We start from the raw sequence: 17,534 nt of genomic DNA, 5'->3' as shown, positions 1-17,534 counted from the left end.
GCTGTTCATGATTGCTGATGCACGGCACCCATCGCCCTTATCCGGCGGGGTCTGCCGCAGACTCAGTCCTCGTCCGACTGCTCGGGTATGCCCTCGGCCATCGATGCGAGAATTTCTTCTTCCGTCCTGGCACGGGCCCTGATGAGTCGATCCTGGGGCCGGTCTTCGCTTACATAATAAAGGCAGGCGTCGATGGTCGACAGGCCGATACCCTCCAAGCGTGACAGGAGCAGTCGGTAGAAGTCCAGCTGGACCAGACGGCGGTTGGTCGAATCCTCTCCACGGGGTCGGGATCCGGTCTTCCAGTCCACGATGGTGTAGTGCAAATCCGGGCGATCCGGGTCAAGCCCGCCTGCGAAGACCGCATCCAGCTTGCCCTTGACTATGCGCCCGGCCAGCACCGCCACGATGGGCCGTTCCACCCAGACGGGGGTGCGCTGGGCCCACTCGGACTCAGCCAGCCGTTGCTCCCAGGTCAGCAGACGGGCCTGCACGGGATCGGCCTGGGAATCCATGGACTCCCGCTCACGGTCAAGCCCGGCCAGCATGCGGGCCCGCTCAGCCATGGCCCCGGGGCCCAGCGGACCATCGAGCAGATTCGGTGCTTCCGCCTGATCGGGCAGATCCACCAGTCCTTGAGGGGCAGAGATTTCAGGCAGGATGAAGCGCCTGGCCCAGTCATGGAAGCGGGTGCCCGCCTCGGCCTGCGGGGAGGCTACCTGTGGTATGGGTCTGACCAGCCCCTGCCAGTAATCCCTCTCCATCTTGGGATCGCCCCCTGCCGAACCGGCCTGGATGGCGGTGACGCTGCTGGCCCCGTGCCCCAGGATCCGACGGCCGGTGCGCCGCAACAGATCCAAGTCCGTGAGCAGCTGGTCGTCGGCGACCCCCAGACGGCCCGTGCTGACCTGCAGGACGCGGACCGCATTGGCGTAAAGTCCGTCATCGCCCTCCTCATCAATTACGGGGTCACCTGGTTTCCCGGCACGCACCCAGGAGGCCGAGCGATTCAGGGCTTCACGGGTCCGCGCACTCAGAACCGGGGGCCAGAGCGCCTGGTCACGCTCGCCGTCTCGGGCGGCGACCTGATCCACCTCTTCCAGGGCCTGATCGACAACGGCCTGACGGTAGGACTGGGCGTTCTCACCGACAAAGAGCCCCAAGGGCGGCGTTGGTTCGCCCTCCTGTGCATCCTCTGCCTGCTCCAGCTTGACCGCCTCGGGCTCTTCCTGGAAGAGCTCCACCAGTTCGGTCCAGAAGTTGGAGGCCTTATCCGGGTCCGGAGCCGGCGTGTTCAGGGCCGCAGACTCCGCCTGGGAATCCTGGCTGAAGGTCAGCAGCAGGTCATGCCGGGCCCTGGTAGCCGCCACATAGATCAGCCGTCGCTCGTCGTCCAGCAGCCGACGACCGTACTGTTCGCGCTGAGAGGGGGCGATGGCATCGGCCCGGACCGGCTGGGCCTGGTCGTCCAGCCCGCTCTCCCGAGACAGGCCCGTGGCCTCCTCCTCCAGGCTTGCCAGATTCAGCCGACCCAGCAGATCCTCAGGGTCAGCTCCCAGGGGGGCGTCGTGGGGAAAGCGGGGCAGGATCATGGCATCAGCCCGCACGGGCACCGGCACGGACTCGGGATCGACCAGCCAGGTACGGGCCGTGCAGTTGTACTGGTAGACCGGGCCATCCGGGGATTGGACCACCGGCTGGTCCAAGGCGGGCTTGACCGTGAGCCGGTCACCCTGGCTGCTGGGGAAGGCTCCCCGTTTCAGCCCGACCACCGCCACGGCATCCCACTCCAGACCCTTGGCCTGGTGGACGGTCATCAGGGCCACGTCAGCCTGTCGGTCGTCCCCGTCAGTGGGCATTTCGGGACTCTGATCCAGTGAGGACAGCCAGGAGACGAACCCGCGCAGACTGGGCCCAATGCCCTGGGGCAACTCGGACAGGTAGACATCCACCTGGTCCAGCAGGGCCTGAATGCCTGCCTTGGCCTGGCTGGGCTCCAGAGGACGTTCAGGATCGGCCAGGGAACGGGCCAGCACCAGGTCCACATCCAGGTCCAGGGCACGGATGGCGGCGATGACCACCTGGCGCAGGGGGGCAGAGGACTCGGCCTGGACCTGGCAGACGACCCGGGCGGCCTCGGCGGCCAGGACCCGTCCCCTGGCGGATAGGCCGGAGCTCTTCAAGAGGTCTGGCAGGTCGTCGCGCAGAAGCAGGTCCACCAGGAAGACATCGTTGGGAACCTGGTCACGGTAACGGTGCAAATCCTCGCGACGGCGGCGCGGATCAGAGTCGGACTCGACCAGGCCCGCCCGGACCAGGGCCCGGTACTGGCTGTCCTCATTGACCTTGGCCGCCAGGGAGGCCAGAGCGCTCAGGTCGGCCGCGTCCATGCCGAACCGGGCCGAGGCCAGCAGACGCATCAGGGAATCGCTGTCGGTGTGGTCGCAGACTAGAGAGAGCAGAGCCCGCAGATCCATGACCTCGGGCCGGTCAAAGAGGGAGGAGTAGCCGACGACCTGGCAGCTCAGCCCTGCAGCCTCCATGGCCTCTCGGTACCTGGGCAGAGCCGCCTTGGAACGGAAGAGAACAGCCACGTGCGGGGCATCGCCTTGATTGCCATAGAGCTCGCGCGCCCTGAGGGCGAATCTGACCACGCCATCAATCTCCTGGCCACCGGTGGCGTAGCCCAAGAGGCCCACGGTACCCGGGTCGGCGTCCTCACGTGGACGGAGTTTGGCCACGTCCACCTCGCGCAGTTCTGCTTCGGACCGGCTCTCCCGGCCCCGGTGGCGTAGGGGGACGGTCAACTGGTTGGCGGCCTTGAGCACCCAGCCGGAGTTGCGGAAGGTGCGCGACAGGGTCAGCGGGTCCTGGTCCTGCGAGCGCCCAAAGGCGGTCACTCCAGACAGAGGACCGCCGCCGAAGTCGGGTCGGTCGGCCAACATGCCGAACTGGGCCTGGAAGGTGCGGAAGGCCCCGGGACTGGCCCCGCGCCAGGCATAGATGGACTGGAAGGGGTCGCCCACGGCGGTCACGGCCGACCTGCCAGGAGCCTGATCCTCGCTCCCCTGATCCTCCTGCCGATTGTGCGGATGGAAGATAGCCGCCAGAAGCAGGGCCTGGGTGGTGGAGGTATCCTGGTATTCGTCCAGAAAAACGTGGCTGTAGCGGCGTCGCAGCTGGGCGCTGATGGAGGGGAAACGCTCAACCAGCTGGAAGGCGGCCAGGGTGAAGTCGCCGAACTCGGCCATGTTGGCCCGGCGCTTGGCACGCTGGTAGTCCTGGACCAGGGTCAGCAGCTTTTCCCGCGTCAGAACCGCCCGTCGCATGGCATCCACCCGGTATATGCGAATGCTCCGTCGCGTGTCTTGGAAGTCCTTGATTTTGCCCTGATAGTGCTCGTCGGTCTCCTTCTTGCTTCGCTTGGGCGGCGTCTGGCTGACTCGGGGCTCGGTGGCCGGCACAGGCTGGTCACCGATGAGCTGGTCCGCACGATCCACAAAGACGCGGTCCCAGGCGCGAATCCGATCCACAGCCTGGTCGAAATCAGGGCAGTCACTGCTGATCATGGAGGTGGTCACCGCCCCGGTCAGCCCCAGGACGCGGTTGACAGTGGTCGAAAAGGTCGCGGAGCCCAAGTCGCCGGAGTCGCCATCCTGTGCCGAGGCACCAGCAGGAAAGATCAGATCCAGATGGTCGGCGACCACCTGTGAGGCCAACTGGTAGGCCCCTGCCGAACTCAGGGGACGGGTGTCCTGATCCATGCCCACCAGCAGGCCGTACTGGCGCACGATGGACTGGAAGAAGGCGTCATAGGTGGAAACAGTCGGCTTGAGGAAGTTGCGTTCGGGGTCCACGCCCGAGGTACCTCTGCCCTGGTCGCGTCGGATGACCGCCGACCCCACCCTGGACTGGAGCTCGGAGGCGGCCTTGCGGGTGAAAGTCAGCCCCAGAATCTGCTCTGAGGGCACTCCCCGACGGATCAGGGCGATGATCCGGCTGGTCATGGTCATGGTCTTGCCCGAGCCGGCTCCGGCCACCACCAGAAGATCCTCATTGACATCCGCATCGACAATGGCGGACTGTTCGGCAGTCTGCTTCATTCCTGATCCTCCAGTAGATTGGGCGCCACCAGTTGCCATGCCTGACATTCCTGGCCACTGCCTGCCCGATGGCAACGGGCAGGGTCGAAGACCGCGTCATCCCGGCCAGCCGCCAGCTTGACCCCGGCAGCGAAGAAGACCCGGGCTATCATGGTCAGCCCCCATACGGCCTGGGAGGAGACTCTGGCCGCTTGGACCATGCTCCACAGATCCGCATCCACCCCAGGCGGCACCTGATCAGGCAGATCCGCAGGCTCGGCCTTGGACTTGAGCGGAGCGGGCATGCCGGTTCTGGGCTGGGCGATGGTCACCAGTCTGTTGCGCTCGAACAGTGGCGGCTGGTAGGCCATCTCCTCCCGGCGCAGCCCCGTATGAGCATCCTTGGGCGGGGCCTGCAGCTGCAGGAGCAGTGACTGGCTCAGCTTCATCCCCTCTGTCCTCTCCAGATCGGGGGCCTGGGGCAGACTCCATGCCGCCCCCACCTCCGGGCTGCTGCCGGACGTGGGCGTGAAGGCCAGGCCCAGCTGATAGCAGACCAGCTGCAGGTCGTTGAAGAGCTGCCCCTGGGTATAGGGGACTCTGCCGGTCTTGTAGTCCACCAGCCGCAGACGGATGCCCTCGGGCAGGGACCTGACCTCCAGACGGTCGATGCGACCGGTCAGCCTGACCGTCGTCCTGGCATCCAGGGCTGCGGGGAAACCGTCGACCAGGCCGGACATCAGGGCGAAGAGCCCATCAGTATCCAAGGGCCTGTCTGGGAAGGTGGCCCGCCAAAGGGGGACCAGGTCCTCCACGGACAGGCTGACATCGAAGGAGCGCTCGCTCTGCACACCCAGCAGGTCACCGACCGGGACCGGGTTCCTGCCCTCCAGGCCGTATTCGGAATCCGAGGAGCGGACGAAATAAGAGGCCAGGTTGTCCAGGATGGACTCCACCCGGCTGCTGCGGCCGCGCTGATCATAGAGCTCGTCCGGGTCCCGCAGTCGCTGTTCCTGGGGGGCCAGCTCCTTGTAGATATCAAGGAGCGCATCACGAACCTGCTGCTGCCGGGCGTCCGGATCGCCCTTGCCTGGACGGTCCAGACCCTGGGCAGTGCCCTCGCTGGCGACCTTGTGAATCAGCGAGCCGAACTCCGTGGGCACCCTGGAGGGAGATGGGCCGGAGAACTGATCTCCCAGAGCCCATTCCAGGGGGCAGTTCCAGATGGCATCAACCGCTGAGGGCGAGAGAAGGACCACCTGGCGGTCGGATCGTTGTCCATGGCGATGATCATGGCGTTGGTCACGATCTTGGGGGCGACCCGCCTGCGTGGCTTGCCTGGCGGAAGTATGTGATGAACGAGGGGCACGGCCTCTTTCAGTGATCGATGCGACACCTCCGGCAGCGGTCACGGCCCTTGACCCGGCGACCTGTTCACGCGAAACCACGTCATCCGGGGCATGCTGGTCCGAGGCCGGCTCAACTGCGGACTGCTCGTCTGGGACATGTTGATCCAATGCCGGCTCATCTGCACCCTCTTGGTCATAGAGGAAGGGCCAATGCCTGGGATCGGCAGAATCCTGGCCCTGGTCGGCCAGCAGCCGCAGGGTTTGCACAGCATCGTCCACTCGGTCACGGTCGACCTGGTCCTGCGGGAGCAAGGCCTGTACACCCAGGATGGACCGGGCGGCCGCCGTCAGGCCCCTGGCAGATACCTCCAGCCCTCCGTAGCGCTCACTACCGCCCGAGCCAGCGCCGACCGTACTGAAGGCGGCCTGGCTCATATCGGCAATGCGTGGATAGCGTTCGGGCAGGTAGCCGTAGAGAAAGTCCGAAGGAACCAGGTCATCGTTCCAGACCGCGCTGATGCGCACCTGGGTCCGGGCCCGGGTCAGTGCCTCCAGAAAACCCTTCTTCTCAGCGTAGAGGATGGAACGCAGTGCTGGATCGTGGCTGAGCGTGTCCGCCAGGGGGTCACCGATGCGGTCGTGCAGGACCAGGTCAGCCAGCTCCTCGGCTCCGAACATGGTGTCTCGGGGAATCAGATTGGGCCAGACCCCGTCCTGGACGGCGGGCAGCCAGACCAGGGGCCAGTCGGTGGCCAGGGCGGCAGCGCCGGCGGGCGTGGTCAGCGTGACGGCATGCTCAATGGGCCCGATCCGTGCCAGGGAGTCGGCCTCGATCTGCATGGTGCGCACCTGGTCCATGAAGGCCTCGACCGTTGGGAAGCGACGAGAACCAGCCGCGTACTGGAAGAGCCGCATGAGCGCGTCCAGACGGTCGTTGACCTCCTCCCCCTCCTGGGTGGCCATCAGAGCCTTCTGCTGCCAGTCGTCGGCCAGGTTCAGACTCCGCCAGGCCTCCCAGAGCACATATTGGGGCTGATGGTCCTCCAGTGCGCTGATGCGGGTGGCGGTCAGGCGCAGAACCTGCAGGGCCTTGTCCAGGACTTGAACGTCAGGATCCTCCCGGCGACCCCCCGCGATGGCGGTCATGGCCTCCAGGATGATTCCCGAGGATCGCCCATCCGGGTCCAGAACCAATAGTGTCTCCAGGGCCTGAACAGACAGAATGGCTGGACGTTGCGCATCCCGGTCCCCCAGATCCACCGGCTGATCGGGGGCCGAGGCAGTGAAGAAGGAATCAGACCCGTCCCCTGGCTTGGAGGAATCGTGCCTGGTCAGCAGGGAGTCGTCGACGCTGATGCCGGATGAACGGTCCCGCTTGGCCCGCCGCTCGGCCAGATTCTCGACCCAGGTCTGCCAGGCCTGTCCCAGGAGCGGCAGGTCGTCCAAGGAGCCGGATGAGTCCGGCTCGCTCCCCTGCTGGCCGGACAGGGGAGCCAATGCGGCCATGGTCTCCAAGATGGATTCCAGCCGTTCCATCCTGACGGGACGCTCTGCACGAGCGGCAGTGGTGGGAACCCGGAAGAGGGGGCTGGCCATCAGCGTGCGCAGACGCGACCTGATCCAGGCGGCCACTTGGACCGAATCATCCGGATCGCTTCCGGCGTTGTCGGGATCCAGTACCGATTGGGCCAGCTCGACCAGGGCGAAAAGACCCTGGATGGCAGGCTCCTGGCTGAGCGGACGGGTCACCGAGGAGAAGCGCACCGGCACGCCCTGAACGCGCAGCTTGCGGCCCAATGCGCGCAGGGTCATGTTGTCGTGGGCGATGACGGCCATGTCGTTCCAGTCACGTTCTTCGGCCAGGAACTCATGCTTGATCTGCCAGACCAGGTCGTCGTCCTCCTGGTCGGGGGTGTGGAAGAGCCTGGTCTGCACACTGCCGTCGCGAATCAGACTGTCGCCGGCGGCCAAGGGGGCCACCGGTCCGGCACCGGGCCAGGCGGGCAGCTTGCCGGGTCTGTCGGGCAGAGGGGTGTCATTCTCCTCAATCCCGGCGATGCCCAGGCTGACCCTGGCAGCCAGCAGGTCGGCGTAGGAACCCGGAACCGCCGTATCGAAATCCTGACCGTCCTCAATATGCTCTGCAGATGCTTCAGGAACCACCATCCTCCGAGGTTCCAGGGTCACTTCGGCAGCGCCCAGACAGGCGAAGTCCGGGGCAAGAAGGGGGGCCGCAGCGCCTGGCACGTGCTTGGACAGGGCCGTCAGGCGATTGATCAGAAATTCCGGGTAGGAGCCGCGGAAGGACTGTACCGACTGGTCGGGATCGCCCACCAGAAGAAGTCGGCAACCGGCCCGGTTCAAACCCTGCAGCAGGTCCATACCGGCCAGGGTGATGTCCTGCCAGTCGTCCACGACCAGCAGGTCGGGCAGGTCGTCATCAGCCAGCCCGTCCAGGCTGCGTGAGGCTTCGACCATGAGCATGGAGGGGTCCAGACGGAATTCGTCCGGGTAGCTCTTGGTGATGCTCTGGCGGTATTCATCCTCCAGGGCGAAGGCCAGCCGCCACTGCAGGCCCAGCCGGTCGCGGCGGTCGGGGTCCATGGGCTGGACGGCCAGGGCATCCAGAAGCCGGTCCCGGTCCCCTTTGTCCAGGCCCAATTCCGTCATGCGGGCGAACATGTCCCGCAGCTGGGCGATGAACCTGTCGGCGACCCCTACGACCCGTCCCTGACCGTCGCCGACCAGGACGGACGACCAGCCCGCCCCGTTTCGGAAGTAACGTTCCAGGAGTCGGCAGACCGCGCAGTCGTCCCCGGCCTGGACATGCTGCAGGTGGACAGTCATGACCTGCCTGAGCAGGGCGTCCTCCTCGGCGCCGTTGAGCAGTCTGGGCAGGAGCGGATCGTGCCCCCCCTGGGCCAGACGGGACCGCGTCAGCAGACGGAAGGCCAGGGCCTGCAGGGTGCCCACAGGTCGGGTGCGGTCGGACCTGCCCCGCCTTAGAATGACCTGGTGGCTGACCTGGTCGGCTGCGGTACGACCGGATACAGCCATACTGGCGCCGTCACCGAACCGCTCCATGCCTGCCAGCAGGGCCCGGGTGGCCAGCCTGGTCTTGCCGCTGCGGGGAGGACCAGCCACCACCAGGGCCCGGGTGGGCCGACCCTCCACGTCCCGGAGCCGATCGCCGATAAGGGCGAGGACCGGTTCCATGGCCTCTTGCGAATCCACCGGTGGCTGCTTGCTCATAGTTACAAGAATAGGGTCCGGCATGGTCCATCTGCAGGCCACGGAACTCGCTGGTCGGTGACCGTCCACAAGAGGTTCAATGGATGCCTGATCGGCAACGACGTGCTGTTATCGTGGATAGCAGTTCTCAGGCAGTCCCAGGAGGTGATGTCCCTTGCAGCAGAATGGTCCCCAGGCCCAGCGCCCGGGTACGGTTCCAACCATGGACCAAGCCCCGGTGCTACCCGGGCTGCGGCTCATGCGCCCACTGGACCTTGGGGGCACAGCCGCCGTCTACCTGTATGAACAGGAGGGGCTCAACCGACCTGTGGCAGTCAAGGTGGCTCTCCAAGGCAGCATGGACCGACAGACCCATCAGCTCTTTCTGCGGGAGGCCAAGAACCTGGCCAAGCTTTCCACCCACCCCTGCATCCTGAGCATCCACCAGGCCCTGGTCAGCGATGACGGACGGGATTGCCTGGTACTCGAATACGCCCCGGGCGGCAGCTGCAAGGCCATCATGCTCAAGGGGGGCATGGACCAGGAAGGCGTGCTGGACCTGGGAGTGCGCATGGCCTCGGCCCTCTGCTGCGCCCATGAACGCGGAATCCTGCACCGGGACGTCAAACCCAGCAACTTTCTCATCACGGACCAGGGCCTGCCCGTCCTGGCCGACTTCGGCATCTCCTCGGGCATCTATGGAAGCGAACGGGCCGGCGGACTTTCCATACCCTGGGCGGCCCCAGAGATCCTGGCAAACCGCTCGGGAGGATCCGAGGCCAGCGACATCTACTCCCTGGGTGCCTCGCTCTTCGGCATGCTGGCCGGCCGCTCCCCCTACGAGTACGCCTACCAGGCCCGGAATGAGGATCACCTGGTCCAGCTGATTCTGACAGCGGAAACCCCGGTTCTGCACATGGGCGAAGCTTCTCCTATGCTGTCCGCCGCCTTGGGGAAAGCCATGGCCCATGACCGGGATGATCGCTACTACTCGGCGCTGGAGTTCGGTCGCGCACTTCAGGAGGTCCAGCAGGAGCTCTACGGCCATGCAACGCCCTTCATCGGCGAGGGAATCGATCCCTATCCGAAGGCATATGCGGGCCCACACGCCCAGACCGGAGTCATCGCAGGCCGGGAAGAACGCAAGGAGTCCGGCCGCCCCTGGACCGGGGCACGGGCCAGCTCCCAACCGCGTCTGCGCCCAGACAGTGAGGCGATCACTGACCATGAAGGTAGCCAGGCCAGGCATTTCCCCGGCGGCAGCCGCCGTTTGATCCTTTTAGGACTGATCCTCGCTATCGTCCTGGTCCTGGCCTGGGCCTTGGTCGTCGGCCTGCCGAACGGTTCCGAAAGAGGCTCACGGCCGACCACGGGTTCCTCCCAGGTCCAATCCCAACAGATGCAGTCCCCGGACCCGACGGATTCGAGCGACCCCCAGGCTTTGCAGGAGGGTCCGGTTCCCTCGCCCACCCAGGGCCAAGGCCACTACCAGGGCACCACGGCCGTGTTCACCTGGGTCAACCCCGACCCCAAACCGGCAGACAGCTACGTTTGGCATCCCCTGGACCAGGGCGGCACCGGAGATCGTGGCCGCAGCGTGCAGACCCGACAGCCGACCGCCCGCATCGACAGTCCGCAGGGGGGCCAGACCTGCATCAGCGTCACCCTGGTGCGGGCCGACCGGAGCATGTCCCAGGAGCCCACCATTATCTGCGCTGTTCAGTGAACCCTAGGTGGAGGCATTTTCGCATTCGACCACCCCGACTTTCACAGACCGCCAAGACCTGGCGAACCAGCTAAAATCGGTCGTCAGAGAGAGCATAGACGGCGGTCCGGGACTCATTAAAAGAAAAGGCATAGGTCAGGCATCATGGCCTGTGCTACAGGACAGGAAAGGAACCCAGGGGATTATGGACTTGCAGGGACTGTTCCTGCGGATGCGCCAGGCCGGGCCGCGTCTCCGGCATACTCTGGCCGTCCGCACCAAGAGCCCTGCCGCCATCCTGGCCGTCACACTGACGGCGCTGGTCCTGCTCACCCTGGGCGCCCTGTTCATGCATGGGGTGGACCGTCGTGCTGTTCAGGTGGACGACGGCAGCATCTGGATCAGCTCTCAGAACGAGCGCAAAGTGGCCCGGTTCAAGCCCGACATCGGCGAGGCTGACGTGGCCCTGTCGACGGGCACCGACCACTTCGACCTGGCTCAGAGTGGATACGCGGTCATCCTGGGCCGTGAGGGAGGCATGGCGCCCATAGCGGCATCCACCGCCACCCTGGGGGACACCACCCGGTCGGATGCCAGTATCCAGCGAATGGTCAACGGACCCACCCTGGTCCTCTTCCAGGCACGGACCGGCAAGATATGGGTGGGTCAGGCGACTTCTCCGGCAGATATGGACCCGCAACGCCGAGACCCTGTACTGACCCTGGGCTTCGGGGCCGCGGTCACTGTGGACGCATCCGGAGCCGTTTACGCCTACCGGCCTTCGGACGGGGTCGTGCTGAGGATCGACGGACCGGACTCCCGGGCCCACCGTGAGCTGGACTCCCTGACGGGCCACGCTCCCGTCCGAGCCACAGCATTCAGCGTCATTGGCGGAAGACCCGTCCTCCTGGCGGGCGATCGGCTTTACTGGCCCCAAGGATCCACCCGGATACCGCACCGGGGAGACCTGCAGCTCCAGTCCACTCCAGTGGATATGGACCGCCAGGGACCCTGGGTGGGCCTGACCGATCAGGAAAGCGTCCACATTGTCAATCTGGATCATCCACGGAATCAGGTTGAGAACATACACACCGGCGGCAGCGGCCAACCCGCCCAGCCGGTCTCCTCGGGCGGGTGCCTTTGGACGGCCTGGGCCTCCTCGGGACGGAATTTTCTGCGGCTGTGCGCGACGGGGACGGCCGTGCCCCAGGTCCGGTCACCTCAGCCGCGTCCCACCACTCTGGAGACCATCAGCCCCACCTCGAACCTGGTCTTCCGGGCCAACCACCGGAGGGTAATCCTCAACGACGTGCTGACTGGCGACGTTTGGAACCCCCAATCCTCCACCAAGGTGATCCGGCCGCAGTGGCGGACCATGGAGGTCAAACACACAGATAAAACCGATCAACGCCAGGACTCGGCCGACAATCGCCAGCGGTTCACGGCCACCTGTCGATCAGGATCCCAGCCCATCCAGGCCGAGGACGACAGTCTGGGCATTCGGGCCGGTTCCAGGGCCCTACTGGACCCTCTGCGCAACGATCGCCAGACCGACTGCTCGGTTCTGCGAATCGAGGATGCGCGCAGCTCACAGGGGAATCTGCGCCTGACTCCGGTCATGAACGGCCGCTACCTGCAGGTGGATGCCAGCGACGCACCTGCCGGCCGGGCCCGAATCAACTACTCCATCACCGATGGACGCGGACAGGTCTCCTCGGCTGGCATCGACCTCAACATCGCCCCGGCCACGATGGACCGAGGCGACCAGGCACCGGTCCAGAGCGATACGCCTCCCGAATATGAGGTGGAGCAGGGCGCTACGACCACCGTCAACGCCTTGGCCGGCTTCGAAGATCCCGACGGGGACCCGCTGACCCTGGTCGGCGCCGAACCGGTCAACTTCGATCGGATATCCTTGTCCACCAGGGCTGACGGGCAGCTGACCATGAGCGCTGGGTCGGCCACCTCCGGTCGGCTGGCTGTCAAAGTCACCGTTTCGGACGGAGTCATGAGCGGTCAGGGACTCATATACTTCACCGTCAGACCCGTCAACACCCTGGCCCCTCTGGTCGATCCGGTCATTCGCCAGGCCACCCCCGGCCGAGAGGTCAGCGTGGACCTGAGCAGGAGTGTACACGCCAATGCCGCTCAACCCCTTCGCCTGGTCCGGGTCGACAAGACTGACGGAATCCAGGTGGAGGTCAACTCCGAGAGTCTTTCCTTCACCGCCACCGCCGCCAACCCGGGCACCTATTATGTGCCCTACCGGGTGGCCCAGGGTGACCAGGAGACCCAGGGGCTGGTCAGACTGGAGGCACAACGCGATCAGGGTGGATCCGCGCCGCCGGTTCCCGTCAACGACGTGGCCCTGCTGGGGGCCGACCAGACCGCCATCGTCGATCCGCTCGACAACGATCAGGATCCCATGGGCGGAGTGTTGGCCCTGACCGATGTGCACGTGGATCCGGAATCAGGCATCAAGGTCGGCATCGTGGACCACCGCAGGGTCTACCTGTCAGCCAGAAAAATCCCCACACACCCGCTAAGCATTGCCTACACGGTCGCCAACGCCGAGGGCAGCGCTCAGGGGACCATCGTCCTGCAGCCCCCCTCCTTGAGGAGGGCAGCCTCGGCGCCCAAGGCCCCGAATCTGACCGTGGGGGTCCGCTCATCGGGCCTGGTCACGGTTGCGGTCATGGACAAGGTCACCAACGCTGACGGAACCAGCGTCGCCTTGGACCAGCAGCTGGCTACGGATCAACGGACCTTTGCGGGCCTGGCCTTCGTATCCGGGGACACAGTCAGGTATCAGGCCAGCGAGCGCACCGGGGACTTCCCTGCCACCTATACGGTCAGGGACGATCTGGGCAACGCAGCCTCAGGTACGATCACCTTCCGGGTGCATGTCTCCGATCCCGCGAGCAAACCAGCACCCACCCCCAAGGACCTGCGGGCCCAGGTGGCTGCCGGGACCAAGGTGCGCATCCCTGTCCCGCTGACCGGCATCGACCCGGACGGAGACTGCGACACCCTGTCCGGCTTGGGCAACCAGGCGCCCAGACTGGGCAGGATTGTCAAAGCCGGGGCCGACTACCTGATCTATGAGGCCTATCCCGACTCGCACGGCACCGACGAGTTCACCTACGCCGTGGAGGACTGGGTGGGGCAGCGTGCCCAGGCGCGCGTCCGCATCGGTGTCTTTCCCGACTCGTCGGTGACCGGGGTCTTCGCCAGGGACGACAAGGTCAGGCTGCGCCCTGGGACCGTGGCCGATGTGCCGGTTTTGCTCAACGACATCGCTGGGGATGACGACCCCCTGAGTCTGGACCCCCACCTGGAGCGCCAGGGCCTGGACCAGGCCAGCGTGGAGGACGGCATGATCCGGCTGACTGCCCCCTCACAGCCAGGAACCTCCTATCTGGTCTATCAGGCGCGCAACCGGGCAGGTCTGAGTGACCAGGCCACCCTGACCGTGGTTTCTGACCCCCAGGCCCCTATCCAGCCACCCATAGCCCAGGATTACCAGGTGGCTCCCGAGGACACGGTGGACAAGCGCAGCGTGGAAGTCAATCTGGCCGACTCCATCAACAATCCATCCGGCACCCTCGATGACCTGCGCCTTGGGATTTACCCCGGGGCAAGGGCCCACGCCAGGACCGTAGGCGAGGCCGGCTCCACCAAGCTGGTCATCGACCTGACCGACCAGGCCAGAGCCGTACCCTACACCGTCACCAACACCCGGTTCAAGATCACTTCAATGGCCTTTGTGAAGGTCCCTGCCTATGGGGTGTTTCCCCCTGTCCTGAGACCTCGGGCTCCGGCCCTTAAAGTGCGGGCTGGGCAGAGCATCACCATCGACATCGCCGATCAGGTCAGGGTGGGTGCGGGCAAGACCGCACGGATCGCCTCGCGCCAGTCCGTCTCGGCCACCAAGTCCGACGGATCCGACCCCTATGTGGACGAGCACACCCTGAAGTTCACCGCCGCCAAGGACTATGCTGGGCCAGCCTCACTGACCTTTGCCGTCCGTGACGGGGATCCAGGCGGCCAGGCCATCGTCAACGAGTCTGTGCTGACCTTGCCCATCACCGTTGTAGGCGGCAGAGCATCCCCGCCGGTCCTTTCGGCACCGGTCATCGATCTGGTGGCCGGAGAGCCGGCACAGACCATCTCCCTATCCGCTATGACCCGTTGGCCCCAGGGAAGCGACCCGGCCGACAGCACCTTCTCCTCCGGGAACCCTGAAGGGCCAATCCATGCCAAACTGAGTCCTCAGGGCCAGTTGAACGTGGCCGCCGACAAGACCGCGATACCCGGCACCAAGGCCACCCTACCGGTCAACATCACCAGTCCATCCGGCGATGTGCATACGGTCCTGGCCTTCCGCATAGTCGCCACCACCCGACCGCTGGCTTCGGTCCCCTCACGTCAGGTGGGGCTCAAGGCAGGACAGAGTCTGGAGCTGGATCTGTTCGACGGTGCCCTCAACCCCTTCCCCGACACCCCGCTGCGCCTGGTCGGCCTGGTCAGCGACGACACCTCACGACTGACAGCCACCAACCTGGGCGACGGAAAAATCGCCATCAGGGCCGATCGCGACATCGGCGCCTCCACCAACACCATTCTGGCCACGGTCGAAGATGGCAGCCGTGATCCGGGACGCCGGGTCAGCGCCACCATCACCGTGGGCATCATCGACCGCCCACAGTCCCCCAGAATGCTGGCGGGTGCCGCCCAGGCAGGCGACGGAACGGTTCTCCTGGCCTGGGAGCCGGGTGCAGTCAACGGCAGTCCGGTGGACGAGTACCGGGTCTCCTACACATCGTCGGCGGGCTCGGGACAACGCTCCTGCGGCAATGCCGTCACCTGCCGGATCGACGGGCTGGCCAACGGCCATGACTATTCCTTCACCGTCCAAGCCCACAACCAAGTCGGCTGGTCCCCCGCATCCTCGCCGGCGGCAGCCAGACCGGACGTACTCCCCGGAGGCGTGCAGGCTCTGACCGTGGACGGCGGCACCAAGGAAACCCTGACCGTCACCTGGCGCCCACCAGAGAATCATGGCTCACCCATCCAGAGCTATACGGTCCACGGCGAGGGTTCCGGATGCGGTTCGCCACGATGGCGGTCGGCCACCGCCACCAAGGCGGTCTTCGATGTGGGCCATGACGAAGCAGGAGGCGCCTGCACAGTGAGCGTGACCCCAGCCAATATGGCCGGATCAGGACCTGTGGCCTCAGCCTCTGGATCTACCTGGTCGCATCCGGATCCGCCTGTATTCCAGACTCTGGAGTACCTGGGCAAGGACCAGGTCAAGCTGGTTTTGAACCCCGGATCCGAACACGGCCGGCCCTGCGCAGACATCCGGGTGAACATCGATGGCCTCGACCCCGACGAGGCCTCCTGGACCCTGGCCTGCAACCAGCCGGAGTTGAGTCAGATCATCACCCTGCTCGCCGGATCAGCCAAGCCGGGCACCACGCTGAACTTCCGGGCTGTCGCCAGCATCCGTGGCGTGGGTTCCGAAGGCGATTCGCCCGCCGCCGCCAAGGAGCTGACCCTGCCCAAGAAGGACGACAAGCCAAGCGACAAGAACCCGTCTGGGGATCCCTCAGCAGACAAGGATGAATGACCATGGATGAACGAAACGCACAGGAGCCCATCCAGCAGGACGGCACCATCCCGAATGACGCGACCAGGAGGGGTACCCCCAAGGCCGCGCGCGAGGCGAGCGGCGAAAGCCGACGAATCCCTGCCGACCGATTGGACGTACTGAAGCGACAGCGCCAGGCCCTCATGGCAGGTTTGGGCCAGCAGGAATCCACTCCGGCAGTGAACGACGACCGGACCCGGCCCGGTCGTATCCCCGCGGCTGCCGAACAAGGAAGAACTCAGGAATCGGGGACGGAATCCCTCCCATCGGACCGCACCATGGCGGAAGACGGGACCATCCCCGTCCGCCAACCGGTCCATGACCTGTTCCCACAATCCTCCTCAGCTTCTGCCAGACCTGACCTCGTCGACGTCACCGATCAGTCCCGTAACCCCCAGCCGGGACGAACCTCGGCCCCCAGATACGAAGTCCGGACCGGAGAACCTGCAGATGCGAAAAAGAACAGACGGAACCGGCGGTCTTCCACCGAAGCAGAAGAACAGGCAGCAGGGGCCAGGCAGCAGAGACGATCGAGCCAGGCCACAGGCAGCAGCCAGGCCGCCATGGATGTGTCGACCTTTGCCAACCTCTTCCGCTCCATCGTCGACAATGTCGGCGAGGCAGTGCTGGGCAAGGAGGAAACCATTGCCCTCTGCGTCACCGCCCTGATTGCAGGGGGCCATGTGCTCCTGGAGGACAATCCGGGCACCGGCAAGACCCAGCTGTCGCGGGCACTGGCAGCCTCCATTGCCGTGGACTGCAAGCGGATCCAGTTCACCCCCGACCTGCTGCCCTCCGATCTGCTGGGCGTGACCTTCTACGACCAGTCTCAAGGACGATTCTCCTTCCGACCCGGCCCGGTCTTCGCCTCCCTGGTTCTGGCTGACGAGATCAACAGGGCCTCCCCCAAGACCCAGTCAGCCCTCTTGGAGGTCATGGAGGAGGGCCGGATAACCGTGGATGGCCGCACCTACCGCCTTCCCCGGCCATTCATGGTCATGGCCACCCAGAATCCCGTCGAGCAGCTGGGCACCTATGCCCTGCCCGAGGCTCAGATGGACCGCTTTCTGATCCGCACCTCACTTGGGGCACCGGGGCACGATGCCAGCATGCGCATCCTTCAAGAGGCTAATATCCGTGACAGGGCCGGTCTGGTCGACCCAGTGGTCGACGCCACCCAGGTGGAGGCCATGGCCACCTGCGCATCCAAAGTCTTCTGCGATTCCTCCATCATGGAATATGTCATCCACATCATCGAAGCCACGCGGCACAGCCCTGCCATCCGGGTCGGCTCCTCCATCAGAGGAGGACTGGCTCTAGTGCGTTGCGCCAGGATTCGGGCATGCGCCCAAGGCCGCGACTACGTGATCCCCGACGATGTCAAGGACCTGGTCGACCCCATCCTGGCCCACCGGCTGATTCTGACCGCCCAGAGCAGGCTGGCGGGCATGGATGAACACCAGGCGCTGGCCGAAGCCCTGACCAAGGTCCCCGTCCCCACAGGGGAGCAGTGA

The 17,534-nt window shown here is 65.5% G+C and carries 5 protein-coding genes; 3 read left to right on the top strand and 2 right to left on the bottom strand.

Annotated features, from left to right (window positions below; translation table 11 throughout):
* Window positions 1-62: 62 nt before the first annotated feature.
* Window positions 63-4,103, bottom strand: a complete 4,041-nt coding sequence (locus H3T89_RS06030) for an ATP-dependent DNA helicase (protein ID WP_232347140.1) — start codon at window positions 4,101-4,103, stop codon at window positions 63-65.
* Entirely contained in the window at window positions 4,100-8,683 is a 4,584-nt protein-coding gene (locus H3T89_RS06025) for a PD-(D/E)XK nuclease family protein (protein WP_198216501.1), read from the bottom strand. The genes H3T89_RS06030 and H3T89_RS06025 overlap by 4 nt, the downstream gene beginning before the upstream one ends.
* A gap of 154 nt (window positions 8,684-8,837) precedes the next feature.
* Between H3T89_RS06025 and H3T89_RS06020 the strand changes: the two genes are divergently transcribed.
* The 3 genes from H3T89_RS06020 to H3T89_RS06010 all read left to right on the top strand — a co-directional run bounded on the left by H3T89_RS06020 (window position 8,838) and on the right by H3T89_RS06010 (window position 17,534).
* Window positions 8,838-10,388 carry a serine/threonine protein kinase gene (locus tag H3T89_RS06020; protein WP_198216500.1) on the top strand — a complete coding sequence of 517 codons (1,551 nt, stop codon included), beginning with the start codon at window positions 8,838-8,840 and terminating at the stop codon, window positions 10,386-10,388.
* A 184-nt stretch (window positions 10,389-10,572) separates the two neighbouring features.
* Entirely contained in the window at window positions 10,573-15,999 is a 5,427-nt protein-coding gene (locus H3T89_RS06015) for an Ig-like domain-containing protein (protein WP_198216499.1), read from the top strand.
* Window positions 16,000-16,001: 2 nt separating this feature from the next.
* Entirely contained in the window at window positions 16,002-17,534 is a 1,533-nt protein-coding gene (locus tag H3T89_RS06010) for an AAA family ATPase (RefSeq protein ID WP_232348489.1), read from the top strand.

The sequence above is a fragment of the Bifidobacterium sp. W8114 genome, from assembly GCF_016101165.1.
Classification (GTDB): domain Bacteria; phylum Actinomycetota; class Actinomycetes; order Actinomycetales; family Bifidobacteriaceae; genus Bombiscardovia; species Bombiscardovia asteroides.
This window is presented reverse-complemented; position numbering and strand designations above follow the sequence as displayed.